At 63.7% G+C, this 23045-nt stretch carries 21 protein-coding genes; 18 read left to right on the forward strand and 3 right to left on the reverse strand.

Translation table 11 applies throughout. The features are described from left to right. The first annotated feature begins 40 nt into the window (after positions 1–40). Positions 41–1681 carry a chaperonin GroEL gene (gene groL, locus DID99_RS17505; protein ID WP_044846298.1) on the forward strand — a complete coding sequence of 547 codons (1641 nt, stop codon included), beginning with the start codon at positions 41–43 and terminating at the stop codon, positions 1679–1681. A 184-nt stretch (positions 1682–1865) separates the two neighbouring features. On the opposite strand, the gene DID99_RS17510 is transcribed toward groL, so the two are convergent. Further along, positions 1866–2732: a hydroxymethylpyrimidine/phosphomethylpyrimidine kinase gene (locus DID99_RS17510; RefSeq protein ID WP_044846297.1), complete on the reverse strand. Its 867-nt coding sequence runs from the start codon at positions 2730–2732 to the stop codon at positions 1866–1868. 254 nt (positions 2733–2986) lie between these two features. On the opposite strand from DID99_RS17510, the gene DID99_RS17515 reads away from it, so the two are divergent. The 8 genes from DID99_RS17515 to DID99_RS17550 all read left to right on the forward strand — a co-directional run bounded on the left by DID99_RS17515 (position 2987) and on the right by DID99_RS17550 (position 9594). Continuing rightward, positions 2987–3157: a rubredoxin gene (locus DID99_RS17515; RefSeq protein ID WP_004186709.1), complete on the forward strand. Its 171-nt coding sequence runs from the start codon at positions 2987–2989 to the stop codon at positions 3155–3157. 104 nt (positions 3158–3261) lie between these two features. Next, positions 3262–4563 carry a hypothetical protein gene (locus DID99_RS17520; protein ID WP_124667215.1) on the forward strand — a complete coding sequence of 434 codons (1302 nt, stop codon included), beginning with the start codon at positions 3262–3264 and terminating at the stop codon, positions 4561–4563. Between the two features lie 182 nt (positions 4564–4745). Continuing rightward, positions 4746–5324 carry a YqgE/AlgH family protein gene (locus DID99_RS17525; RefSeq protein WP_044846295.1) on the forward strand — a complete coding sequence of 193 codons (579 nt, stop codon included), beginning with the start codon at positions 4746–4748 and terminating at the stop codon, positions 5322–5324. Continuing rightward, positions 5321–5770, forward strand: a complete 450-nt coding sequence (ruvX, locus tag DID99_RS17530) for a Holliday junction resolvase RuvX (protein WP_124488742.1) — start codon at positions 5321–5323, stop codon at positions 5768–5770. Before DID99_RS17525 ends, ruvX begins: the two co-directional genes overlap by 4 nt. Beyond that, entirely contained in the window at positions 5757–6272 is a 516-nt protein-coding gene (gene pyrR, locus DID99_RS17535) for a bifunctional pyr operon transcriptional regulator/uracil phosphoribosyltransferase PyrR (RefSeq protein WP_124573019.1), read from the forward strand. The genes ruvX and pyrR overlap by 14 nt, the downstream gene beginning before the upstream one ends. Positions 6273–6346: 74 nt before the next feature. Beyond that, positions 6347–7378 (forward strand): aspartate carbamoyltransferase catalytic subunit, encoded by a 1032-nt coding sequence (locus tag DID99_RS17540; protein WP_044846292.1) that lies wholly within the window; start codon positions 6347–6349, stop codon positions 7376–7378. Positions 7379–7430: 52 nt separating this feature from the next. Next, positions 7431–8717: a dihydroorotase gene (locus DID99_RS17545; RefSeq protein WP_124488743.1), complete on the forward strand. Its 1287-nt coding sequence runs from the start codon at positions 7431–7433 to the stop codon at positions 8715–8717. A gap of 19 nt (positions 8718–8736) precedes the next feature. Next, positions 8737–9594, forward strand: coding sequence for a 1-acyl-sn-glycerol-3-phosphate acyltransferase (locus DID99_RS17550; protein ID WP_124667216.1), 858 nt, complete (start codon positions 8737–8739; stop codon positions 9592–9594). Between the two features lie 33 nt (positions 9595–9627). Here DID99_RS17550 and DID99_RS17555 read toward each other — a convergent pair whose 3' ends face one another. Continuing rightward, entirely contained in the window at positions 9628–10467 is an 840-nt protein-coding gene (locus tag DID99_RS17555) for a symmetrical bis(5'-nucleosyl)-tetraphosphatase (RefSeq protein WP_124667217.1), read from the reverse strand. 334 nt (positions 10468–10801) lie between these two features. On the opposite strand from DID99_RS17555, the gene rfbB reads away from it, so the two are divergent. From rfbB to DID99_RS17605, 9 genes are all read left to right on the forward strand, one after another. Then, positions 10802–11863, forward strand: a complete 1062-nt coding sequence (gene rfbB, locus DID99_RS17560; RefSeq protein ID WP_124667218.1) for a dTDP-glucose 4,6-dehydratase — start codon at positions 10802–10804, stop codon at positions 11861–11863. 11 nt (positions 11864–11874) lie between these two features. Further along, the gene (rfbA, locus tag DID99_RS17565; RefSeq protein WP_124667219.1) at positions 11875–12768 is read left to right on the forward strand and encodes a glucose-1-phosphate thymidylyltransferase RfbA; all 894 of its coding nucleotides are present in this window, start codon (positions 11875–11877) and stop codon (positions 12766–12768) included. After that, positions 12753–13304, forward strand: coding sequence for a dTDP-4-dehydrorhamnose 3,5-epimerase (gene rfbC / locus DID99_RS17570; protein ID WP_044846286.1), 552 nt, complete (start codon positions 12753–12755; stop codon positions 13302–13304). Before rfbA ends, rfbC begins: the two co-directional genes overlap by 16 nt. Beyond that, the gene (gene rfbD / locus DID99_RS17575) at positions 13297–14196 is read left to right on the forward strand and encodes a dTDP-4-dehydrorhamnose reductase (RefSeq protein WP_124667220.1); all 900 of its coding nucleotides are present in this window, start codon (positions 13297–13299) and stop codon (positions 14194–14196) included. Before rfbC ends, rfbD begins: the two co-directional genes overlap by 8 nt. A 40-nt stretch (positions 14197–14236) precedes the next feature. Then, entirely contained in the window at positions 14237–15097 is an 861-nt protein-coding gene (locus tag DID99_RS17580; RefSeq protein ID WP_124667221.1) for a glycosyltransferase family 2 protein, read from the forward strand. A 47-nt stretch (positions 15098–15144) separates the two neighbouring features. After that, entirely contained in the window at positions 15145–15927 is a 783-nt protein-coding gene (locus DID99_RS17585; protein WP_124667222.1) for an ABC transporter permease, read from the forward strand. Between the two features lie 10 nt (positions 15928–15937). Beyond that, positions 15938–16690, forward strand: a complete 753-nt coding sequence (locus DID99_RS17590) for an ABC transporter ATP-binding protein (RefSeq protein ID WP_124667223.1) — start codon at positions 15938–15940, stop codon at positions 16688–16690. Between the two features lie 76 nt (positions 16691–16766). Further along, a complete protein-coding gene (locus DID99_RS17600; protein WP_221623053.1) occupies positions 16767–20048 on the forward strand; it encodes a glycosyltransferase in 3282 nt (1093 codons plus the stop codon). A gap of 18 nt (positions 20049–20066) precedes the next feature. Further along, positions 20067–21884: a hydrolase gene (locus DID99_RS17605; RefSeq protein WP_124667224.1), complete on the forward strand. Its 1818-nt coding sequence runs from the start codon at positions 20067–20069 to the stop codon at positions 21882–21884. A 179-nt stretch (positions 21885–22063) separates the two neighbouring features. On the opposite strand, the gene DID99_RS17610 is transcribed toward DID99_RS17605, so the two are convergent. Then, a complete protein-coding gene (locus DID99_RS17610; RefSeq protein ID WP_124667225.1) occupies positions 22064–23044 on the reverse strand; it encodes a glycosyltransferase in 981 nt (326 codons plus the stop codon). Position 23045 lies beyond the last annotated feature (1 nt).

The raw sequence follows: 23045 nt of genomic DNA on the forward strand, positions 1-23045 counted from the left end.
ACCGACGGTACATATTCCCAAGAATTCAAGGAGTTAGAAGATGGCAGCTAAAGACGTCGTATTCGGCGATTCCGCCCGTTCGAAGATGGTCGAAGGCGTGAACATTCTCGCCAACGCAGTCAAGGTCACGCTGGGTCCGAAGGGCCGCAACGTCGTGCTCGAGCGCAGCTTCGGCGGCCCGACGGTCACCAAGGACGGTGTGTCGGTCGCGAAGGAAATCGAGCTGAAGGACAAGCTCCAGAACATGGGCGCGCAAATGGTCAAGGAAGTCGCTTCCAAGACCAGCGACAACGCAGGCGACGGCACGACGACGGCAACCGTCCTCGCGCAATCGATCGTTCGCGAAGGCATGAAGTACGTCGCATCGGGCATGAACCCGATGGACCTGAAGCGCGGCATCGACAAGGCAGTCGCAGCGGCTGTCGAAGAGCTGAAGAAGATCAGCAAGCCGTGCACGACGAACAAGGAAATCGCACAGGTCGGCTCGATCTCGGCGAACAGCGACACGTCGATCGGTGATCGCATCGCTGAAGCGATGGACAAGGTCGGCAAGGAAGGCGTGATCACCGTCGAAGACGGCAAGTCGCTGGCTGACGAACTCGACGTCGTCGAAGGCATGCAGTTCGACCGCGGCTACCTGTCGCCGTACTTCATCAACAACCCGGACAAGCAAGTCGCCGTCCTCGACAACCCGTTCGTGCTGCTGCACGACAAGAAGGTGTCGAACATCCGTGATCTGCTGCCGGTGCTCGAGCAAGTCGCGAAGGCTGGCCGTCCGCTGCTGATCATCGCTGAAGACGTCGAAGGCGAAGCGCTCGCAACGCTGGTCGTCAACAACATCCGCGGCATCCTGAAGACCGTTGCGGTCAAGGCGCCGGGCTTCGGCGATCGTCGCAAGGCGATGCTGGAAGACATCGCGATCCTGACCGGCGGTCAAGTCGTCGCGGAAGAAACCGGCCTGACGCTCGAGAAGGCAACGCTGGCAGAACTGGGCCAGGCGAAGCGCATCGAAGTGGGCAAGGAAAACACGACGATCATCGACGGCGCAGGCGAAGCCGTGAACATCGAAGCGCGCGTCAAGCAAGTTCGCACGCAAATCGAAGAAGCGACGTCGGACTACGACCGTGAAAAGCTGCAAGAGCGCGTGGCCAAGCTGGCCGGCGGCGTGGCAGTGATCAAGGTCGGTGCTGCGACCGAAGTCGAAATGAAGGAAAAGAAGGCACGTGTCGAAGACGCACTGCACGCAACGCGCGCAGCTGTGGAAGAAGGCATCGTGGCAGGCGGCGGCGTTGCGCTGATCCGCGCTCGCACCGCGATCGCAGGCCTGACCGGCGCGAACGCCGACCAGAACGCCGGCATCAAGATCGTGCTGCGCGCAATGGAAGAGCCGCTGCGCCAGATCGTCACGAACGGCGGCGAAGAAGCGAGCGTCGTGGTGGCGGCAGTGGCTGCAGGCACGGGCAACTACGGCTACAACGCAGCAACGGGCGAGTACGTCGACATGGTTGAAGCCGGCGTCGTCGACCCGACCAAGGTCACGCGCACCGCGCTGCAGAACGCAGCTTCGGTTGCAGGCCTGCTGCTGACGACGGACGCAGCTGTCGCAGAACTGCCGAAGGAAGACGCACCGATGCCGGGCGGCATGCCGGGCGGCATGGGCGGCATGGGCATGGACATGTAATCGACTTCGGTCGATGGTGTCCGGGGCGCGCAGCGATGCGCGCTCCAGCCAAAGAAAAAGACCCGCAGCGATGCGGGTCTTTTTTTATGTGCGCGCAAAAAGGGGCGGACATTCGCGGGCGGACCTGCCGCCCCCGCGCGAGGGTGAGCCACGTGCAACGGCGGCGCGGGGCCGCCGTGCGGGTTCAATGCCGGGCGATCCGCGGGGAGGTTTTGCTGCTTTCCGTCACCGGGCGTCCGCCTTCCTCATCGTTGCTGCGGGCCCAGAAGAACCGGTCGGGCAGGTACGCGCCCATGCCGGGCCGGAACGCGTCGCGCACGGCCTGGTACAGGTATTCCTGCGCCTCGCGCACCGCCTCGGGCGGCTCCTGGCCATTCGCGAGCAGTGCCGCGATCGCCGCGCCGAGCGTATCGGTGATGCCCATCAACCGGTGCGGCGAGCGATCCCACATGTCTTCGCGAAGCTGGCCTTCCTCGCCGTACAGCGTGTTGACGAGCCGGTGCGAGCCCGTTTCCGACGACAGGATGTACTCGCAGCCCTGCGACAGCAGGTGCGACACGGCCGCGTCGAGATTCGGCGCCTCGGCATCGCCGTCCGGCTGCGCGAGCGCGATCAGCGTCGCGTGGTCGGCGACCAGCAGCGTCGTCTGCGGCGCGAGCAGGTCGGCGATCGATTCGCGCAGGTCGTCGGCGGCGAGCACGTGCTCGTCGTCGAGCGTGAAGTCCGGCGCGAGCACGAGCGGCACGCCGTCGTAGTCGGCGACCACTTCGGCGATCGCGCTCACGACTTCCGCGCGCGTCGCCGCGCCGATCTTGAACGCGGCGACCGGCATGTCCTCGAGCAGCATGCGCGCCTGGGCGGCGACGACATCGGGATCGAGACCGGTCACTTCGTCGCAGGCGGCCGAGTCGCGCACGGTATAGCCCGTCAGGACGGACACGCCGTGGCAGCCCATGCTCGCCAGTGTCATCAGATCGGCTTGGAGGCCGGAGCCGCCGGTGGGATCGGACAGGCCGAAGGTGAGGACGATCGGAGGGGCGTTGCTGGACATGTAAAAATGGGGCAAGAAAAAAACGGGGAAGCGACGGAACTGCGGACGGCGAGGCGAAGTGGGCGTTTGGGCCCTGTGTTGCCCGGCAGGCCGCACTTTCCAGCCATTATGCGGCGGAATCCGGCCCGCACGACGGATTTTTTAGCGCAGCGCAACGTAGTCGCCGTACTCCAGCGCGATTGCTAGGCAGTCCGGCCCCGACACGGTACCATCATGGCTCCCGAATTTACCGACTTTTCCCGACGCGGCTTAAGATGGAATACAAGAGCTGGATGTGCCTGATTTGTGGCTGGATTTATGACGAAGAAGCCGGGCTGCCCGAAGAGGGCATCGCCCCGGGCACGCGCTGGGAAGACGTCCCGATCAACTGGACGTGCCCCGAATGCGGCGCTCGCAAGGAAGACTTCGAGATGGTCCAGATCTGACCGGACCCTTGGCCAACGGACACCCGGCTGCGGCCTCGCGGTTGCCGGGTGCTTGCGCGCCGAGGCCGGCGCGAGCGACTTGACGATGACAGGCGCGCGTGTCCATGACGGCCGATCCGGCGAACGTTCCCCACCCTGACGCATTACCCAACCCGCGCGGCGGGGCCGTGCGCGCGGCCGACGCGTGGCTTGCGGCGGCCGCCGACGCATTCGAGCGTCGCGACGACGCGGCCGCGCCGCTGTCGGCCGCTGCCGCCGTGCTGGCGGAGGCCGGCTGGCTGCCGGCCGCCCGATTCGCGGGGCAACTCGCCGCCGCGGCGCCGCTCGTCGCCGCCGAACCGGCTTGCGCCGCCTGGCGCCTCGCGTTGCGCGATTTCAGCGCGGCGGTCGGGCGCCACAATCTGCGCGAGCTGGCCTGCTCGCCCATCCTGTTCGACCATTTCCGTGCGCTGCGTGCGCAAGGCTCGGCCGACCTGCACGCGAGCGTGCCGCTCGACACGCTGGCACTCGTCGGGCGCGCGACGCCGCCGGCGACGCTGCGCGCGTTGCCCGACGCATTCGCGAGCCGCGCGCGGGCCCGTTACGAGCAGGCGCTGCTCGGCGTGCTGCGGGCGCCGCACGGCACGCCGGACGCGGCGCTCGACGAGCTCGACACGACCCTGACCGCGCTGGCCGACGACGCGCCGTACGACTTCTGGCGGCTCGCCGCCGCGTGCCTGCGCGCGCTGCGCGCGAGCGCCGCGCCCGAACTGAAGCGTTTCCTCGCACGGACCAACCTGCTGCTCGGCGAACACGCGCAGGGCAGGCGCCGCGCGCCGCCGGCGCTCGTGCGCGAGACGGTTGCGTTGCTGTGGCGCGATTTCGCGCTGTTCGGCGCGGCCGCGGAAGACGTCGCGCTCGTCGACGTGCTGCACGACTATGGGCTGACCGTGGACTGGCACGTCGCCGGCACGCCCGCGTCCGAGGCGCTGTGGGAAGCCGGCGCGGCGCAGGCCGAGCATGAGGCGGTCGCGGCGGCGCCCACCCGCATGCTCGGCGTCGTGACCGTCAACGCGCACGCGTATGAGGATTTCCTGCAGACGGCCGACGCGTCGATGGCCGATCTGGCCGTCGATGCGGCCACGGCCGATGCGGGGGCCGCATGGCGCGCGTCCGCGGCCGCCTACCGGGTCGGTACGGCCGCATGCGCGCTCGGGCTCGGTCACGCGGCGCTGCTGGCCGACACGCTCGGGCTCGCGTGGCGCCGTGCCGCACACGGCCTGCCGCTCGCCGACGGCGGGCTCGACGCGCACGGCCGGGCATCCGACCTGCTGCGCGGCGCGCTGCTGAAGATCGCCGCGGGGGTGGCGCCGCCGGACCTGACCGCGGCGTCCGAGGCGCTCGGCGCGGCGCTTGCCCCGAGCTGACGCGCAACGGGGCGCGACCGCGGCGGCAGCCCTTGCCACGCGGGCCGGCAACACGCTGCCGACAGCGCCCGCGCGCGTGTTAGAGTGCCATGTGATCCGCGCGCGTCGTTGCCAGCGTCGTGCGGCGTTGCTTGTTGATCGCGGCCCGGTCAGGCCGCGGCGTCTTTGCTAAAATTCAAACCATGTCAAAGCCTTCCGATCGCATCAATCTCACCAACCAGTTCCTGATCGCCATGCCGAACATGGCGGATCCGACGTTTTCAGGAACGGTGGTCTATCTTTGCGATCACAGCGAGCGCGGTGCGCTCGGCCTCGTCATCAATCGGCCCACCGACATCGACCTCGAATCGCTGTTCAGCCGCATCGACCTGAAGCTCGACATCGAGCCGCTGCTGCACATTCCCGTGTACTTCGGCGGCCCGGTCCAGACCGAGCGCGGCTTCGTGCTGCACGAGCCGGTCGAGGGCGCGAACTACAACTCGTCCATGTCGGTCGAGGGCGGGCTCGAGATGACGACGTCGAAGGACGTGCTCGAGGCGGTCGCGACGGGCACCGGCCCGAAGCGCTTCCTGCTGACGCTCGGCCATGCCGGCTGGGGCGCCGGGCAGCTCGAGGAAGAAATTTCCCGCAACGGCTGGCTGACGGTCGCCGCCGATCCGCGCATCGTGTTCGACACGCCGGCCGAGGAGCGTTTCGAAGCCGCACTTGGCCTGCTCGGCGTCAGCTCGTCGATGCTGTCCGGCGAAGCAGGGCACGCATGAGTGGCGCGAGCGCGCGCGATGCGACGCTCCTGGCGTTCGATTACGGCGAGAAGCGGATCGGCGTCGCGATCGGCAATGCGCTGACGCGCTCGGCCCGCGCCCTCGTCGTGATTCCCAACCTGAACCGCGAGCACCGTTTCAAGGCGGTCGGCGAACTGCTGGCCGAATGGCGGCCGGACGCGCTCGTCGTCGGCCTGCCGATGCATCCGGACGGCACGCCGCACGACATGACGCAGCAGGCGAAGCGTTTCGGCAACCAGCTGAACGGCCGCTTCGGGCTGCCCGTCACGTGGGTCGACGAACGCTATTCGTCGGTCGAGGCCGAGGCCGGGCTGCGCGAGCGCAACGTGCGCGGGCGCGCACGCGCCGAGATACTCGATGCCGAGGCCGCGCGCGTGATCCTTCAACAGTATCTCGATCAATTGTCCGACCATGAGCACCATTGATGCCGACGCGCTCTACTGCGTCCTGCTCGACCAGATCCGCGACGCATACGGCACGGCCTTCGCCGAGCCGGGCGGCCCGCGGCTCGCCGGCATTCACAGCGGCGGCGCCTGGCTCGCCGAGCGCCTCGCGCGCGATCTCGGCGCGCCGGGATTCGGCGTCGTGAACGTCGCGCTGCATCGCGACGACTACGCGAAGAAGGGGCTGCACAGCCAGGCGAGCCCCACGTCGCTGCCGTTCGAGGTCGACGGCGCGCGCATCGTGCTCGTCGACGACGTGCTGTACACCGGCCGCACCGTGCGCGCCGCGCTCAACGAACTGTTCGACTACGGCCGTCCGGCCGCGGTCGAGCTTGCGGTGCTCGCCGATCGCGGCGGCCGCGAACTGCCGGTCGCCGCGCGTTTCGCGGGCGGCACCCTCGACGTGCCGGCCGATGCGACGCTCGTGCTCGCGCGCGACGAAGCCGCGCAGCTCACGCTGCGCATCGAGGCGCACGGCGCCTGAGCGAACCGCGCAACCGTATCCCGGGCCGCCGGTTCGTACCGCGGCCCGTTTGCATAGTTGGAATCACGCACACCATGACCACCGACACCACTGGCCGCACCGGCAATCCCGCCGCGGCCGCGAGCCCCGAGCGGTTCCGCTACGGTTTCCTGAAGGGCAACCCGCAGCTCACGAAAAACGGCGAGTTGAAACACCTGCTGTCGATCGAGGGCCTGCCGCGCTCGATCGTCAACCACATCCTCGACACGGCCGAGCAGTTCGTCAGCGTGACGGACCGCGAGGTGAAGAAGGTGCCGCTCCTGCGCGGCAAGTCGGTGTTCAACCTGTTCTTCGAGAACTCGACGCGCACGCGCACGACCTTCGAGATCGCCGCGACGCGCCTGTCGGCCGACGTGCTGAACCTGAACATCAACGCGTCGTCGACGAGCAAGGGCGAGTCGCTGCTCGACACGATCAACAACCTGTCGGCGATGCATGCCGACCTGTTCGTCGTGCGCCATGCGTCGAGCGGCGCGCCGTACCTGATCGCCGAGCACTGCGCGCCGCACGTGCACGTGATCAACGCGGGCGACGGCCGGCACGCGCACCCGACGCAGGGCCTGCTCGACATGTACACGATCCGTCACTACAAGCGCGACTTCACGAAGCTGCGCGTGGCGATCGTCGGCGACATCCTGCATTCGCGCGTCGCGCGCTCGGACATCCACGCACTCACCACGCTCGGCGTGCCGGAAGTGCGCGCGATCGGCCCGCGCACGCTGCTGCCGGGCGGCCTCGAGCAGATGGGCGTGAAGGTGTTCCACAACCTCGACGAAGGCCTGAAGGGCGTCGACGTGATCATCATGCTGCGCCTGCAGAACGAGCGGATGAGCGGCGCGCTGCTGCCGTCCGCGCAGGAATATTTCAAGACGTGGGGCCTGACGCCCGAGCGCCTCGCGCTCGCCGCACCCGACGCGATCGTGATGCACCCGGGCCCGATGAACCGCGGCGTCGAGATCGACTCGCAGGTCGCCGACGGCCCGCAGTCGGTGATCCTCAACCAGGTCACGTTCGGCATCGCCGTGCGGATGGCGGTGATGGGCATCGTCGCCGGCAACAGCGACTGAGCCCGCTTTCGCGCATCCTTATTCACGCAATCAACGCATTTACAGACAGCGCATGAAGATTCATATCAAAGGCGGCACGCTGATCGACCCGGTCGCCGGCACCGAGCGGCAGGCCGACGTATTCGTCGCGGACGGCAAGATCGCCGCGCTCGCGGCAGCAGGTACGGCGCCGGCCGGTTTCGACGCGGAGAAGACGATCGACGCGTCGGGCCTGATCGTCGCGCCCGGTCTCGTCGACCTGTGCGCGCGGCTGCGCGAGCCCGGCTACGAGCACAAGGCGACGCTCGCGTCCGAGATGGCCGCGGCCGTCGCGGGCGGCGTGACGACCCTCGTGTGCCCGCCGGACACCGACCCCGTGCTCGACGAGCCGGGCCTCGTCGAGATGCTCAAGTTCCGTGCCCGCAACCTGCACCAGGCGAACGTCCATCCGCTCGGCGCGCTCACCGTCGGCCTCAAGGGCGAAGTGATCACCGAGATGGTCGCGCTGACCGAATCGGGCTGCGTCGGCTTCACGCATGCGAACGTGCCGGTGCGCGACACGCAGGTGCTGCTGCGCGCGCTGCAATACGCGAGCACCTACGGTTACACGACGTGGCTGCGACCGCTCGACGCGTTCATCGGCCGCGGCGGCGTCGCCGCGAGCGGCGCGCTCGCGTCGCGGCTCGGGCTGTCCGGCGTGCCGGTCGCGGCCGAGACAATCGCGCTGCACACGATCTTCGAACTGATGCGCGTGACGGGCGCGCGCGTGCACCTCGCCCGCCTGTCGTCGGCGGCCGGCCTGGCGCTCGTGCGCGCGGCGAAGGCCGAGGGGCTGCCCGTGACGTGCGACGTCGGTGTGAACCACCTGCACCTGATCGACGTCGACATCGGCTACTTCGATTCGCAGTTCCGGCTGGATCCGCCACTGCGCGGCGAGCGCGATCGCGAAGCGATCCGCGCGGCGCTCGCCGACGGCACGATCGATGCGATCTGCTCCGATCACACGCCGGTCGACGACGACGAGAAGCTGCTGCCGTTCGCCGAAGCGACGCCGGGCGCGACGGGGCTCGAACTGCTGCTGTCGCTCACGGTGAAGTGGGCCGATGAAACGAACACGCCGCTCGCGCAGGCGCTGCGCCGCATCACGGCCGCGCCGGCCGACGTGCTGCAGTTGCCGGCGGGCCGCCTGGCCGAAGGCGGCGCGGCCGACCTGTGCGTGTTCGACCCGCGCGCGCACTGGCGCGTCGAGCCGCGCGTGCTGAAGAGCCAGGGCCACAACTCGCCGTTCCTCGGCTACGAACTGCCGGCCTGCGTGCGTGCGACGCTCGTGGCGGGGCAGGTCGCGTTCGAGCGTCACTGAACCCAGCCGGATCTTCGCCATGACCGCTCTTCGCAAGCTGCGTCTCGTCTTTCACCTGCTGCGCGGCATGGCGATCGTCGCGCTGCGCTTTTCGCATGTCACGCCCGCGCGCCGCGCCGAAATGACGCGCCGCTGGTCGCTCAAGATGCTGCGGATCTGCGGGATGCGCCTCGTCGTCCACAACGACGGCGCGCGGCTCGACGCGAGCGCGCTCGTGGTCGGCAATCACGTGTCGTGGCTCGACATCTACGCGATCAACGCATGGCGGCCGACGCCGTTCGTGTCGAAGGCCGAGGTGCGGCAGTGGCCGGTCGTCGGCTGGCTGGCGGAGAAGCTCGACACCGTGTTCCTGCAGCGCGAGAAGCGCACCGAGGCGATGCGGGTCATGCACGAGATGGCCGACCGGTTGCGCAACGGCGGTGTGATGTGTGTGTTTCCGGAGGGCACGACGTCGGACGGGCAGGCGCTGCTGCCGTTCCACGCGAACCTGTTTCAGGCCGCGGTGTCGGCCGGCTGCGCGGTGCAGCCGATCTGCCTCATGTACGAGGACGCGCAGCGGCGGCAGTCGGTCGCGCCGGCGTATACGGGCGAGCTGTCGCTCGGAATGTCGCTCGACATGGTGTTGCGCGGTGGTCCGCTCGTCGCGCACCTGTACGTGTGCGAGCCGATCGCGCCGGGCGGTGATCGGCGCGCGACGTCGGCGGCGGCGCGCGATGCGATCGCGGCCGCGCTCGAGACGCTGCAGGCGAGGGTCGGCAAGCCGTCGCCCGAGTCGCTGGCTGAATTGGCGAAGCATGCGTATCCGGCGACCGAAATCGGCGCCGGCACGGCGGGCGATGCGGCTGCCGAACAGCCGGTGCCTGGGCGCGAAGGGTGATGCTTCATTTCGTCCGCACGCCGCGCGTGCGGGCTACTCGCCGCCCGGCGTGCGGCACGCCTCGCACTGCACCTGCGTGACCGTACGCTGCGTCGGGTCGGCCGTCAGCCGTACGGCCGACAATTGATTTCCCCATACGCACCCCGAATCGAGCGCGACGACGTTGTCGCGCAGCATCAGGCCGAGCGCGGCCCAGTGTCCGAACACGACCGTTACGTTTTCGGTGCGGCGCGCCGGTACGTCGAACCACGGCAGGTAGCCCGGTGGCGCGCTGTCGGGGCCGCCGTTCGCCTTGAACTCCATCGCACCATCGGGCGTGCAGAACCGCAAGCGCGTGAACGCGTTGAACGCGACGCGCATCCGGTCGCGTTTTTTCAGGTTCGGACTCCATTGATTCGGTTCGTTGCCGTACAGGCCTTGAAGCGTGTCGCGCCAGTCGGGGGCGCGCAGTGCGCGCTGGAGTTCGTCCGCGAGTTCGAGCGCGAGCGATGTGTCCCATTGCGGCAGTACGCCCGCGTGCACGAGCAGCATGTCGTTTTCGAAGTGCGCGAACGGGCGGTGGCGGACCCAGTCCAGCAGCGCGTCGGCGTCGGGTGCGTCGAGGATTTCGCCGATCGTGTCGCCCGGGCGTTCGGTGCGGATGCCGGCTGACACCGCGAGCAGATGGAGGTCGTGGTTGCCGAGCACGACGGTCGCGCGCGGGCCGAGGTCGACCAGCGCGCGCAGCGCGGCAAGGGAGTCGGGGCCGCGGTTGACGATGTCGCCGGCGATCCATAGCGGGGTGTCGGCGGGGGCTGAAAGCTTTTCGGACAGCGACTGGAAAGCTGAATGACAGCCTTGGATGTCGCCGATGGCGATGGGGGTGGGGGTCATGAGAGGCGGATCCTGCGGGTTTCCCGGAAAAAAGAAAAGTAATCGGAATTCAGCGTGATTTTTTGGTCGATGTTCTCGGAAATGCGCTTGATTTGGTGGGAAATTCCGTTGCCGGCAAGGGTGCGGAGCGCTGTATCAAGTTGTTAGCAGCATGGCTTTTGCGCCGCGCGGCTCCCTATAATTGTCGTTTTCCCGAACAAAATTAGCATTTCATGACTTTGGCGGACATGTTGAACGGTTAAAATTCCCGGTCTGATGTACCGAACACAATACTGACAAATTTGACGCGGCCAGCGCCCGATAGTGCGGGCCGCGCACTACGAGAGGGAACCTCATGATTCTGGTTACGGGCGGCGCAGGGTTTATCGGTGCCAACTTTGTACTCGACTGGCTGCGCGATTCCGACGAGGCAGTGCTCAATGTCGACAAGCTGACTTATGCAGGCAACCTCCGTACGCTGCAGTCGCTGGACGGAAATCCGAACCATGTGTTCGCACGCGTCGACATCTGCGATCGTACCGCGCTCGACGCACTGTTCGCCGAGCACAAGCCGCGCGCGGTCCTGCACTTCGCAGCCGAAAGCCACGTCGACCGCTCGATCCACGGCCCGGCCGATTTCGTGCAGACCAACGTCGTCGGCACGTTCACGCTGCTGGAGGCGACCCGCCAATACTGGAACGGCCTGAACGACGCCGACAAGGCGGCATTCCGGTTTCTGCACGTGTCGACCGACGAGGTGTTCGGCTCGCTGTCGGCGACCGATCCGCAGTTTTCCGAGACGACGCCCTATGCGCCGAACAGCCCCTATTCGGCAACGAAGGCGGGCTCGGACCATCTGGTGCGCGCGTACCATCATACGTACGGCCTGCCGGCGCTGACGACGAACTGTTCGAACAACTACGGCCCGTACCAGTTCCCCGAGAAGCTGATCCCGCTGATGATCGCGAACGCGCTCGCCGGCAAGCCGCTGCCCGTGTACGGCGACGGCCAGAACGTGCGCGACTGGCTGTATGTCGGCGACCACTGCAGCGCGATCCGTGAAGTGCTCGCGCGCGGCGTGCCGGGCGAGACGTACAACGTCGGCGGCTGGAACGAGAAGAAGAACCTCGAGGTCGTACATACCCTGTGCGATCTGCTCGACAAGGCGCGCCCGAAGGCGGCCGGTTCGTATCGCGACCAGATCACCTACGTGACGGATCGCCCGGGCCACGATCGCCGCTATGCGATCGATGCGCGCAAGCTCGAGCGTGAACTTGGCTGGAAGCCGGCGGAAACGTTCGAGACCGGCCTCGCGAAGACCGTCGACTGGTATCTCGACAATCAGGTCTGGGCCGACGAAGTCGCGTCGGGCGAGTACCGCAAGTGGGTCGAAACCAACTACGCGAAACGCGCTTGAGGAGACTTGCGATGGCACGTAAAGGCATCATTCTCGCGGGCGGTTCGGGCACTCGGCTGTATCCGATCACACACGTCGTCTCGAAGCAGCTGCTGCCGGTGTACGACAAGCCGATGATCTACTACCCGCTGTCGACGCTGATGGTCGCGGGCATTCGCGATGTGCTGATCATCTCGACGCCGCAGGATACGCCGCGCTTCGAGTCGATGCTCGGCGACGGCAGCCAGTGGGGCATGAACATCCAGTACGCGGTGCAGCCGTCGCCCGACGGCCTCGCGCAGGCGTTCATCATCGGCAAGGAATTCGTCGGCAACGATCCGTCGGCACTGATCCTCGGCGACAACATCTTCTACGGCCACGATCTCGCGAAGCAGCTCGAGCGTGCGCACGCGCAGGAAGCTGGCGCGACGGTGTTCGCGTATCACGTGCACGATCCGGAGCGTTATGGCGTCGTCGAATTCGACAAGTCGTTCCGCGCGCTGTCGATCGAAGAGAAACCGGCGCAGCCGCGTTCGAACTACGCGGTGACCGGCCTGTACTTCTACGACAACCGGGTGTGCGACATCGCGGCCGACATCAAGCCGTCGCCGCGTGGCGAGCTGGAAATCACCGATGTCAATTCGCGGTATCTGAAGGACGGTGCGCTCAACGTCGAGATCATGGGGCGCGGCTATGCGTGGCTCGATACCGGCACGCACGATTCGCTGATCGAGGCCGCCAGCTTCATCGCGACGCTGCAGAAGCGGCAGGGTCTCGTGGTCGCGTGCCCGGAAGAGATTGCCTATCGCCGGAACTGGATCAACGAGGAGCAGGTGCTGAAGCTGGCACAGCCGCTCTCGAAAAACGCGTACGGGCAGTACCTCAAGAACATTCTCACGGATCAAGTCGCATGGCCATCCAAGTAACGGCGACGGCGCTGCCCGAAGTCAAGATCATCGAGCCGAAGGTGTTCGGCGACGCGCGCGGGTTCTTCTACGAAAGTTTCAACGGGAAGGAATTCGCCGAGCAGGTCGAACCCGGCATCGAATTCGTGCAGGACAACCATTCGCGCTCGTCGAAGGGCGTGCTGCGCGGGCTGCACTACCAGATCCAGCACGCGCAGGGGAAGCTCGTGCGCGTCGTCGAGGGCGAGGTGTTCGACGTCGCGGTCGATATTCGCAAGCAGTCGCCGAACTTCGGCAAGTGGGTCGGTGTGGTGCTGTCGAACGACAATCATAGACAACTGTGGGTGCCGCCCGGCTTTGCGCACGGGTTCGTCGTGCTGTCGGAGGCCGCGCAGTTCCTCTACAAGACGACCGACTACTGGTTCCCCGAGCACGAGCGGAGCATCGTCTGGAACGATCCCGAAATCGGGATCGAGTGGCCGATCGATTTCGAACCGCTGCTGGCCGCGAAGGATGCGGCCGGCAAGCGTTTGAGCGAAGCCGAAGTCTATGCGTGAGGTGGGTGTGAAACCTGAACCGACGATTCTCGTGACGGGTGTGAACGGGCAGGTCGGGTTCGAACTGCTGCGCTCGCTGCAAGGCCTGGGGCGCGTCGTGGCATGTGACCGTTCGATGCTCGATCTGTCCGATCTCGATCGGGTGCGCAGTATCGTTCGCGAGCTCAAGCCGTCGATCATCGTGAATCCGGCCGCGTATACGGCGGTCGACAAGGCGGAGACGGACGTCGATGCCGCACGTCGGCTGAACGCCGATGTGCCGCGCGCGTTTGCGGAGGAAGCGGCGCGCATCGGCGCGGCACTGGTTCATTATTCGACGGACTATGTGTTCGACGGCACCAAAGAGGGTGCCTATGTCGAAACGGATGCGACCAACCCGCAGAACGTATACGGGCTGACCAAGCTCGAGGGCGAGCAGGCCATCGCGGCAGCCGGCTGCGCGCATCTGATCCTGCGTACGAGCTGGGTGTACGGGCGGCGCGGCAAGAACTTTCTGCTGACGATGCTGAAGCTCGGCAGCGAGCGTCCGGAGCTGCGTGTGGTCGCGGACCAGATCGGTGCACCCACCTGGTCGAAAACCATTGCAACGGCAACGTCGCATATCGTGGCTCAGGCGCTGGCGGCCGAGGGCGCGGACTGGTGGACGCAGCGTTCCGGCGTCTACCATTTCACGTCGGCCGGGGCGACTTCGTGGCACGGCTTTGCCGAAGCCATCTTCGCGAATGCGCTGGGCGAGCGTGCGCCCAAGGTCGTGCCGATCCCGGCGAGCGACTATCCGGTGCCTGCCAAGCGCCCGTCCAATTCCCGACTGTCGCACGACAAGCTGACCGAGACGTTCGGGCTGCGGTTGCCGGACTGGGCCGATGCGCTGAAGCTGTGCCTGAGTGAGTAACTTGGACCCGCATCCCCCGCATCAGGAGCGCACCGGTGTCGTGATCGTGTTCTATCGACCGGATCACGGTTGCGTGGCGCGCGCGAATCGACTTGCCAAAGTATGGCCGTGCGTCGTGGTCGACAACACGGAGAGCGTGTCCACGCCGGCTGCACTTGGGCTCGACCCGCGCGTCGACTACATCGCAAACGGCGCGAACCTCGGCATTGCGACGGCGCTCAACCAGGGCATCGAACGGCTGATCGAAACAGGCTGCCGGTCGACATTGCTGTTCGATCAGGACAGCGAACCCTCGGACGAGTTGCTGATTGAGTTGCCCCGGACGCTGGCAGCCGAGCGCATGCGCAATCGTCGCGTGGCGCTGGTCGGGCCCGCGTACGAGGATGCGCGACTGGGCGGTGTGGCGCCGTTCGTCCGCTTCGGCTACCTGAAGCTGCGCCGCATTCAGCCGGAAGGGGTGCAACCGATCGACGTCGACTTCCTGATCACGTCGGGATCGTGCGTGAATCTCGACGTGTGGCGTGACATCGGCCCGATGGACGACGCGCTGTTCATCGACTTCGTCGATCTCGAATGGTGTGTCCGGGCGCGGGCGAAAGGCTATTCCGTGCTCGGGGCTCCGGCGTTGCGGCTGACGCATGAACTGGGCGGCGAGCCGATCAAGGTGTTCGGGCGAAGCTACCCCGGCCACGGTCCGGTTCGGCATTATTATCTGTTCCGCAATGCGATCGCGCTGATCCGGCGCGAGTATGTGCCATGGAGCTGGAAGTCGACGGAGCTCGTCAAGATGCCGGTCCGGCTTGCGATCTACGCGCTGTTCATGCAACCTCGCCTCGCGCACCTGCGGTTGTCGCTGCTGGGGATCTGGCACGGCCTGACCGGTCGTACCGGCGCGCTATGACGCGCATGGGACGCTGTTTTCAATCTTCACTCAATTAGAAAGCTCGCATGCTGACTCTTTCACTTGCTGACCTCAAACAGAGCATTGCGTCCTGGCGGTTGTGGACGCTGCTCGGCTGGCTCGAAATCCGGCAGCGCTACGCGCGCTCGCGGGTCGGGCCGTTCTGGCTCACGATCAGCATGGGCGTGATGATTACTTCGCTCGGCGTTGTTTATGGCACGTTGTTTGGGCAGAAGATGAATGAATATCTGCCGTTCCTCGCATCGAGCATCGTGCTGTGGGGGTTGTTCTCGCAGACGATCCAGGAGGGGAGCGTCGCATATATCAATAGTGGGTCCTATATCCGTCAGGTCCCCACCCCAAAGCTAATCTACATTCTTCAAGTCGTGTGGCGGAACCTGATCGTACTGGCTCATAACTTTGTCATCATCATTGGTCTTCTGGTCATTTTTGGTGTAAAGAACTGGGAGACGCTGCCGATGTTCATTCCCGGGTTGTTCGTCTACCTGCTGAATGCGATGTGGATCGCAATGCTGACAAGTCTGTTGTCGGCACGCTTTCGCGATCTCCCACAGATTATCGGTGCGCTGCTTCAAGTCGCCTTCTACGTCACGCCCATTATCTTCCGTCCCAATGCGCTGAACCGGTTTTCGTTCATCGTCGAATGGAATCCGCTTGCGTACCTGATCGATGTCGTGCGCGGTCCGCTGATCGGACAAATGCCCAGCGCGTTGACATGGGAAGTGACCGTTGGCATGGCGCTCGTCGGATGGCCGATCGCGCTGCTGATGACAGGTCGTTATCTGAAACGTCTGCCGTACTGGATCTGAAGAGGACGACATGGCACACATCGAATTGAAGAACGTGACGCTGGATCTGCCGATCTACGACGTGCAGGGCCGTTCGCTGAAGAAGCAGGTACTTCGCATGGGGCGGCGCAACCGGATTGCTGAGGGTAACGACGGGGTCATCGTGGTACGTGCGCTCGACGACCTTAGTTTTCGCTTTGAACGCGGGGACCGCGTCGGACTCATTGGGCACAATGGCGCAGGGAAGTCGACGCTGCTGCGAGCAATGGCGGGTATTTATCCTCCGACGGCCGGTACGTTGTCGCGTGAGGGCAAGGTCGTGCCGCTGCTCGACATCAGCCTTGGCATGGACGAGAACTCGACGGGCATGCAAAACATCCGTCTGCGAGGCTTGTTGCTGGGCATGACGGATGCGGAAATTCGCGAGAAGCAGAGCGACATCGCTGCGTTCAGTGAGTTGGGCGACTATCTGGATCTCCCGATTCGCACGTATTCGAGCGGGATGAAGATGCGACTCGCCTTTGCTGTGTCGACGTCGGTTGATGCCGAGATTCTGTTGCTCGACGAAGTCATGGGCGTGGGCGATGCATCGTTCATGCATAAGGCGGAAACGCGTCTCGCCGATCTGCACAGCCGAGCCGAAATCGTCGTGCTCGCGATGCATTCGAACAGTGAGATCCGGAAAGTATGTAACAAGGTACTCTGGATGGAGCGCGGACAGGTGCGTGCGTTTGGTGGGGTCGAAGAAATTCTGTCCGTTTATGAAGTGGAGATGGCGGGCTGATACGTAGCGGGATTTTGCGCATGACGACCCGCTCGGTCTTCCGATTTCGCCATAGTAAGTTATGCAAAAAGTAAACATGCCTGATTCTCGTGAGTTACCCGTCAAGCCGCGCGACGCCGCCCTAAGTTCAGGTTCCTCCGCGTGCATTTCGCCCGTCTCGTTCTGGACGCCACGACACGTCGTTGAATCCGCGTGGCTCGAACATGCACCGTTCGCCTTTTGGCTCATCGATGTCCTGAAGCCCAGAACTGTCGTTGAGCTCGGAACGCACACGGGCTTTTCGTTTCTCGCGTTCTGCCAAGCAATTCAGCAACTTGATCTGCCAACCTCGTGCTACGCAATTGACACGTGGCAGGGCGACGAGCATGCGGGGTTCTATGGCGCAAGCGTGTTCGATACGCTCAGTGCCGTGCAAACGAGGGAGTTCGGTGATTTCTCACGTCTGATACGGGCACGTTTCGACGAAGCGCTTTCCGGGTTTGGCGACGGCACGATCGACTTGCTTCATGTGGATGGGCGTCATCGCTACGAAGATGTCGTCGAGGACTATTCGACGTGGAAGTCGAAGCTATCGGAACGTGGTGTCGTGCTCTTTCACGATACCAATGTGCGGGAGCGCGATTTTGGCGTATGGCGTTACTGGGAAGAGTTGCGGACATGCTTTCCGTCGTTCGAATTCATTCACGGTCATGGACTCGGCGTGCTGTGCCCAGGCGCCGAAATTCCCGATGGAATACGGCCGCTGATCGAGGCCGCTGAAAGTGATCGGGAGAGTATTCGTCGGATGTATGCTCGCTTGGGCGCGGCGGTATCGCTTCGTTACCAACTGGACGTTGTGCATGGCCAGTTGGGTGCGGTACAGCGAGAGCTAGGTACTGCAAACAGCCAGTTGGGTGCGGCACATCGAGAGCTGGGTACTGCAAACAGCCAGTTGGGTGCGGTGCATCAGCAGTTGGATGTCGCACACGATCAGTTGGCGGTCGCAAACAACCAGATTGAGGAGCGCGACGCGGCTGTTGCGCAGTTGGAGGAGCGGCTGCACGAGACAGCACGCGACCTCGCAAAACAATCCGACGAAGCGCGGCGATTGGGTGCGCAACTCAGCGAGCATGTGAATGCGATGCGCAAACAGCAGCACGTGATCGACCAGAGCACTGCACGCATCGAATCGATTAAGGAGATTGCTCGTGGACGCGGCCGTGTCGATATTCCGTCGACGTTGCAGCAGCGTCCGACTGCCTCGTCAGAGAGTCGCGAAATTGTGTTGAACAAGCTGGGCCACGAACTCGACGAGCTTGTGTTGGCGGTTGACGAGTTGCGTCAGGAAATGGCTGCAACCGAGGTTCGCAAGCAAGAATGGCAGGCGAGTGCGATGCGAACCGAACAGGAGTTGAACGCTATTCGGGCCAGCACGATGTGGCGCGCATTCCTCAAGGTGCGCGCGATGGTCGTGATGATGCCGCCCAGCCTTCGCACGACGGTTCGCAAGATGCTGAAGGCCGCATGGTGGGCCGCGACGCCACACCGCATGTCGGCGCGTCTGCGTTTTCTGCGCGCGAGACGGGCCACGAGCACGGCGCACGTTAACGTTTCCGATCATGCACGCTATTCCGAAGGCCAGTATCTCGTATACACACCAACGGGCGGGGGCGACGCGGACGCTCGCGGTGGGCGGTACGATCTATCCGGCACAGCGGGTGGTTACGTATACATCCCGCCGCGCAAGCCCGACGATATTGACGCCCGCATTGCTGCGCTCGCCGTGCAGCCGACGTTCTCTATTGTCGTACCGCTTTACAATACGCCGCCTGACTTGCTCGACGCGATGATTGGCTCAGTGTTCGCACAGTGGTATCCGCACTGGGAGCTGGTGCTGGTCGACGACAAGAGTCCGTCACCAGTCGTTCGTGAGCGTCTCGCCAAGCTCGATGACCCGCGCATCAAGATCATTCTGCTCGATGACAATCGTGGCATTTCCGGTGCAACCAATGCAGGTCTGGAAGCGTCGCAGGGCGACTACATCGTGTTTTTCGATCACGATGACGAACTGACGTGCGACTGTCTATTCGAGCTTGCGAAATGCATTGCTTCAGAGGATCCCGACTTCCTTTACAGCGATGAGGATAAGATCGAGCCCGACGGGACTTACGGTCAGCCGTTCTTTAAGCCGGACTGGTCCCCGGATACGATGATGAGCACGATGTATACGTGCCACGTGTCGTGCGTGCGTCGGTCGCTGCAGCAACGCATCGGTGGTTTGCGTTCGGAGTTCGACGGCAGTCAAGATTGGGATTTCGTGCTACGCGTCACGGAGCAAGCGAACAAGATCAGTCACGTCCGGAAAGTGCTCTATCACTGGCGGGTGATCCCTGCGTCGGTTGCCTCCGACCTAAACGCAAAGCCTTACGCAGTTGATGCCGGACGTCGTGCCCGCCAGGCAGCAATAGAACGCCGCGGCTTGACCGGGACGATGGAGCCGGTACGGCAGTTGCCTGGATATTTTCGTGCAAGCTATGCGTACAGCGGCGAACCGACGATCTCAATCGTCATTCCGAGTAAGGACAATGGCGATGTATTGAAGCGGTGCGTTGAGTCGATTAGGAACAAGTCAACGTACCGCAAATTCGAAATCATCTTGATCGACAACGGATCGAGGGATGCGGACACACTCCGGTCATTTGGCGATATGTCCCAGATGCAAGGCGTGAAAGTGCTTCGCCACGACGTGCCGTTCAATTATTCCGAGATCAACAATGTGGGTGTTCGCGAATCGGTCGGCGAATTTCTGGTGTTTTTGAATGACGACACCGAAGTCGTTAGCGAAACGTGGCTTTCTGACATGCTCGGATATGCACAGCTCAGTCACATTGGAGCCGTCGGCGCGAAGCTAATCTACCCGGGAGGACGCCAGGTGCAGCACGCCGGCCTAGTGAATCTCGCGGACGGTCCGAATCACGCGTTTCTATTGGAGCACGCCGATTCTCCCGGCTACTTCGCGCGGAACCTGCTCGAGTACAACTGGATCGGCGTGACGGGCGCGTGTCTGATGTTGAGCCGTGAAAAATTCGACCGGATCGGTGGATTCGATGAGGCATTCCCCGTCGCATACAACGACGTCGACCTGTGCTTCCGTCTCGTCAAGGCCGGCTTGTACAACGTCGTCTGTCCGGGCGTCGAGCTGATTCACTACGAATCGCTGAGCCGGGGGCGCGACGACGCGAATGCGCAGAAAGTCAAGCGCCTCGCGCGCGACAAGGAACGCCTGTACCTCAAGCATCCCGACTTCTATATGTTCGATCCGTTTCACAACCCGAATCTGGATCAGCAGGATGTCAACTTCGTGATTCCCGTAGCGTAAGCGCGATTAGGATCGTTCATGGAACTCAAAAATCTTGATAGCGCCTTGCCTGATCTGCCGCTGACCCGACTGCAAGATTCGATCGCCTCTGCCGAGGCGATTTCGTTCGACATTTTCGACACGCTGTTCGTGCGTCTGCTGCGGGATCCGGAAGACGTCTTTGACCTGCTCGGACACCGGTACGGCATTGCGAATTTCCGTGCGCTTCGCCAGCAGGCGCAACAACGTGCGTTTCAACGAATGCACGAAGCCGGGGACGAGGAGATCACGCTCGACGGGATCTACGCGTGTTTCGACGCTGTCGGCGTGCCCGCCGCGACGCTGCGCGACGCCGAACTTGATCTCGAACTCACCGTCACGGTCCCGAACCCGCGCCTGATTGAGGTGTTCAACGCGGCCATCGCGGACAAGCCGGTCGTGATCACATCGGACATGTACCTGCCACGCGCATTTTTCGATGAACTGTTCCGCCGTCACGGGCTGCGTCCGTCGGGCGTGTTCGTGTCATCGGAGCGTAATGCGACGAAACGCGATCGCGGTGCGCTGTTCGACATCGTGGCTCGAGAGCTGGGCGTCGCGCCTGCACGCATCCTGCACATCGGTGACAACCCGATGTCGGACATCACTCGGGCGCAGGAGCGCGGCTTCTCGACGTTTCATTACGTCGATACCGTCGTGGCGAGCAAGGTCGACTTGTCGACGCCACTTGCTTCACTAGGAAGCGGGTTGCCCCGAGTGATCCCCGATGGGCCGCCGGTTGGCACGTTCGGTGATCTCGGATTGCGTTACGGCGGGCCGGGTGCTGTCGGTTTCCTCGATTGGATCGTGGATCGGTCGCGGCAGGACCGCATCGACCACGTGCTGTTCGTATCGCGTGACGGTTACGTGCTCGAGCGTATGGCGCGCGACCTGAATGAGAAGGTGCTGCCACCATTCTCGTACTTCAAGGGGTCGCGCGTCGCATTTGCGACAGCCGCCGCGAACGAAGCGAATTTCGACGAGCTGACCGATTTCTTCATCGCTGGTGCACACGGTTTGCGACCGATCGAGGTGTTCGAGCGGATTGGCGTGACACCGCCCGCCGACACCGTGATGAATGATATCGGGCTCGGCGCGAATGTTGTCGTTGACGATAGCAACCTAGAGAAGGTGCGGGGGCTGCTGCGCGCGTGCCGCGCGGACATCCTGCGCGTGTGTCGCCGTAATCGTCGCGGATTATTTCAGTATCTAGTGGAACTCGGTATCAGACCGCACATGCGGGTCGCCGTCGTCGATGTCGGATGGAACGGCACCGCGCAAGAGATGCTCGTACGTGCACTGCAGGGTCTAATGGATATTGAATTGCATGGCTACTATTTCTGCCTGAACGACTCGGAGCAAACGCGGGCACGCGAACGGACGATGCGAATGAGCGCGCTGCTGTCGCGAACGTCGATCGACTCTGCACGTCTCGCCAAGGTATATGCGAACCGTGTGGCGGTCGAGCTGTTCTTCTCGGCGCCGCATGATGCGGTGATTGGTTACGAACCTGCATTAGATGGCCAAGTCGGTTCGGTCGAAGACCCGGGACGAAATCCGATGCCGCGACAGCGTGACATATCGAGCGAAATCGTCGCCGGCATGCTGACTTTCAGCCGGCAGTTCAGGGCAAGCAGGGCACTGCTGGGGTTGAAGGAAGATCCGCTCGATACAGTGGCGCCGCTCGTTCATTACGTTGAGCGCCTCGATCAGGCTTCGCTCGAGTTGCTGGGCGAAGTGGAAAACTTCGACGCTTGGGCCAGCACACGCAATGCGCGGATGAGACTGGCGAGTTATATCGAAAGAAGCGCTATCTAGTAAGGTGAGGAGGGGCGCGGGAACCTTGCCACATCCGCTGCTATTCGGCCCTCCGCGCTGGAGTCCGCCCAGGTTCGGGAAGGTTCCCCACGAAGACCGTCGCAATGCTGGATAGCGACGGCGGTGTCTCATTCAGACCGTGGATTCACTTCAAATGACGGTCATCCTTGAAAAGGGGCTCAATCGGGTACTGATCGAGCCTGGTGTGCAACGGTGAGCGCGACTAGAGACAGTATGGTTTCGGCGCGGTTTCTGTAGGTGTGATCGCGGCGGGTTCGTTGTTGCGCGGCTAGTGCAATGTCCGTTGCCCGCTTTGCGTCATCTCGCAGCATTTCGATATGTCGGCGAAGTTCCACGGGCGAATCGAACAATAGGATTTCCCCGTTCTGTTCGCTGTAGTAGTCGTCGATTTCGAATCCTTCGACAAACATGCACTGTACGGTGCCGGCGGCGGCGGCTTCGAACGTGCGAGGGCCGGGCGTCGATGCGTCCAGCTTGAAGCGCTCGTTGGCCAGATCGAACCGGCGGCCCATATTCAATGTGACGAGGGACGTTGCGTGCAGTTTCGGAAGGTCAGTGTTCGGTATTCGACGATTGTCTGCAAAGGGCAAATCGTCTGGCCACTCGGCACCCAGGACCTCCACTTTGAATCCGCGAAGAGAGCTCGCACAGTCTCGCAGCAGTTGGATGCGATTCGCAAAGCCGACGCCGCAGAAGAATACGTCGCGAGACTTCGTTTGCCCTGGCTCTTGGAAATGAGCATCAAGATCCGCGGCCAGTGGCAGATGATGTACGTTCGGATGGTCGTAGTGTGTTGAACTCCAGCGGTCGTTCGAAAACACGATATCCGCAAGTGGAATGATCTTCTGTGAATAGTCAAACTCATATGGGTCGTCATGCAGCCAGAAGGCAACGCATGCGCCCGTGTCGAGTGCGACTTGCTTCAGATCGAGGTAGTGGCAAACGGAAGGCATACACGAACCGAACACGACGATCAGATCGGGGTGGGTCGAACGTGCAAGTGTTGCGGTGCTTTCGAGCGAACATGCTTGAACACTCGTCACACCGGGTAGACCCTTGAACCCGTTGGCAACGTAGCCGCGTAAGGTGGCGTTGTTGTTGACGGAGTCAGGCGATGCGCCAGAAATGAGTACGTTCATT

The organism is Burkholderia sp. Bp8986 (assembly GCF_003854225.1).
GTDB lineage: Bacteria > Pseudomonadota > Gammaproteobacteria > Burkholderiales > Burkholderiaceae > Burkholderia.

Excerpts from the sequence above, each read along its gene's own strand:
- DID99_RS17545 (WP_124488743.1), top strand. The coding sequence starts at position 7,431 with ATGAAGATTCATATCAAAGGCGGCACGCTGATCGACCCGGTCGCCGGC.
- groL (WP_044846298.1), top strand. The coding sequence starts at position 41 with ATGGCAGCTAAAGACGTCGTATTCGGCGATTCCGCCCGTTCGAAGATG.
- DID99_RS17585 (WP_124667222.1), top strand. The coding sequence starts at position 15,145 with ATGCTGACTCTTTCACTTGCTGACCTCAAACAGAGCATTGCGTCCTGG.
- pyrR (WP_124573019.1), top strand. The coding sequence starts at position 5,757 with ATGAGCACCATTGATGCCGACGCGCTCTACTGCGTCCTGCTCGACCAG.
- DID99_RS17600 (WP_221623053.1), top strand. The coding sequence starts at position 16,767 with ATGCCTGATTCTCGTGAGTTACCCGTCAAGCCGCGCGACGCCGCCCTA.
- DID99_RS17610 (WP_124667225.1), bottom strand. The coding sequence starts at position 23,044 with ATGAACGTACTCATTTCTGGCGCATCGCCTGACTCCGTCAACAACAAC.
- DID99_RS17515 (WP_004186709.1), top strand. The coding sequence starts at position 2,987 with ATGGAATACAAGAGCTGGATGTGCCTGATTTGTGGCTGGATTTATGAC.
- DID99_RS17550 (WP_124667216.1), top strand. The coding sequence starts at position 8,737 with ATGACCGCTCTTCGCAAGCTGCGTCTCGTCTTTCACCTGCTGCGCGGC.
- rfbA (WP_124667219.1), top strand. The coding sequence starts at position 11,875 with ATGGCACGTAAAGGCATCATTCTCGCGGGCGGTTCGGGCACTCGGCTG.
- rfbD (WP_124667220.1), top strand. The coding sequence starts at position 13,297 with ATGCGTGAGGTGGGTGTGAAACCTGAACCGACGATTCTCGTGACGGGT.
- rfbB (WP_124667218.1), top strand. The coding sequence starts at position 10,802 with ATGATTCTGGTTACGGGCGGCGCAGGGTTTATCGGTGCCAACTTTGTA.
- rfbC (WP_044846286.1), top strand. The coding sequence starts at position 12,753 with ATGGCCATCCAAGTAACGGCGACGGCGCTGCCCGAAGTCAAGATCATC.
- DID99_RS17555 (WP_124667217.1), bottom strand. The coding sequence starts at position 10,467 with ATGACCCCCACCCCCATCGCCATCGGCGACATCCAAGGCTGTCATTCA.
- DID99_RS17525 (WP_044846295.1), top strand. The coding sequence starts at position 4,746 with ATGTCAAAGCCTTCCGATCGCATCAATCTCACCAACCAGTTCCTGATC.
- DID99_RS17605 (WP_124667224.1), top strand. The coding sequence starts at position 20,067 with ATGGAACTCAAAAATCTTGATAGCGCCTTGCCTGATCTGCCGCTGACC.
- DID99_RS17590 (WP_124667223.1), top strand. The coding sequence starts at position 15,938 with ATGGCACACATCGAATTGAAGAACGTGACGCTGGATCTGCCGATCTAC.
- ruvX (WP_124488742.1), top strand. The coding sequence starts at position 5,321 with ATGAGTGGCGCGAGCGCGCGCGATGCGACGCTCCTGGCGTTCGATTAC.
- DID99_RS17540 (WP_044846292.1), top strand. The coding sequence starts at position 6,347 with ATGACCACCGACACCACTGGCCGCACCGGCAATCCCGCCGCGGCCGCG.
- DID99_RS17510 (WP_044846297.1), bottom strand. The coding sequence starts at position 2,732 with ATGTCCAGCAACGCCCCTCCGATCGTCCTCACCTTCGGCCTGTCCGAT.
- DID99_RS17520 (WP_124667215.1), top strand. The coding sequence starts at position 3,262 with ATGACGGCCGATCCGGCGAACGTTCCCCACCCTGACGCATTACCCAAC.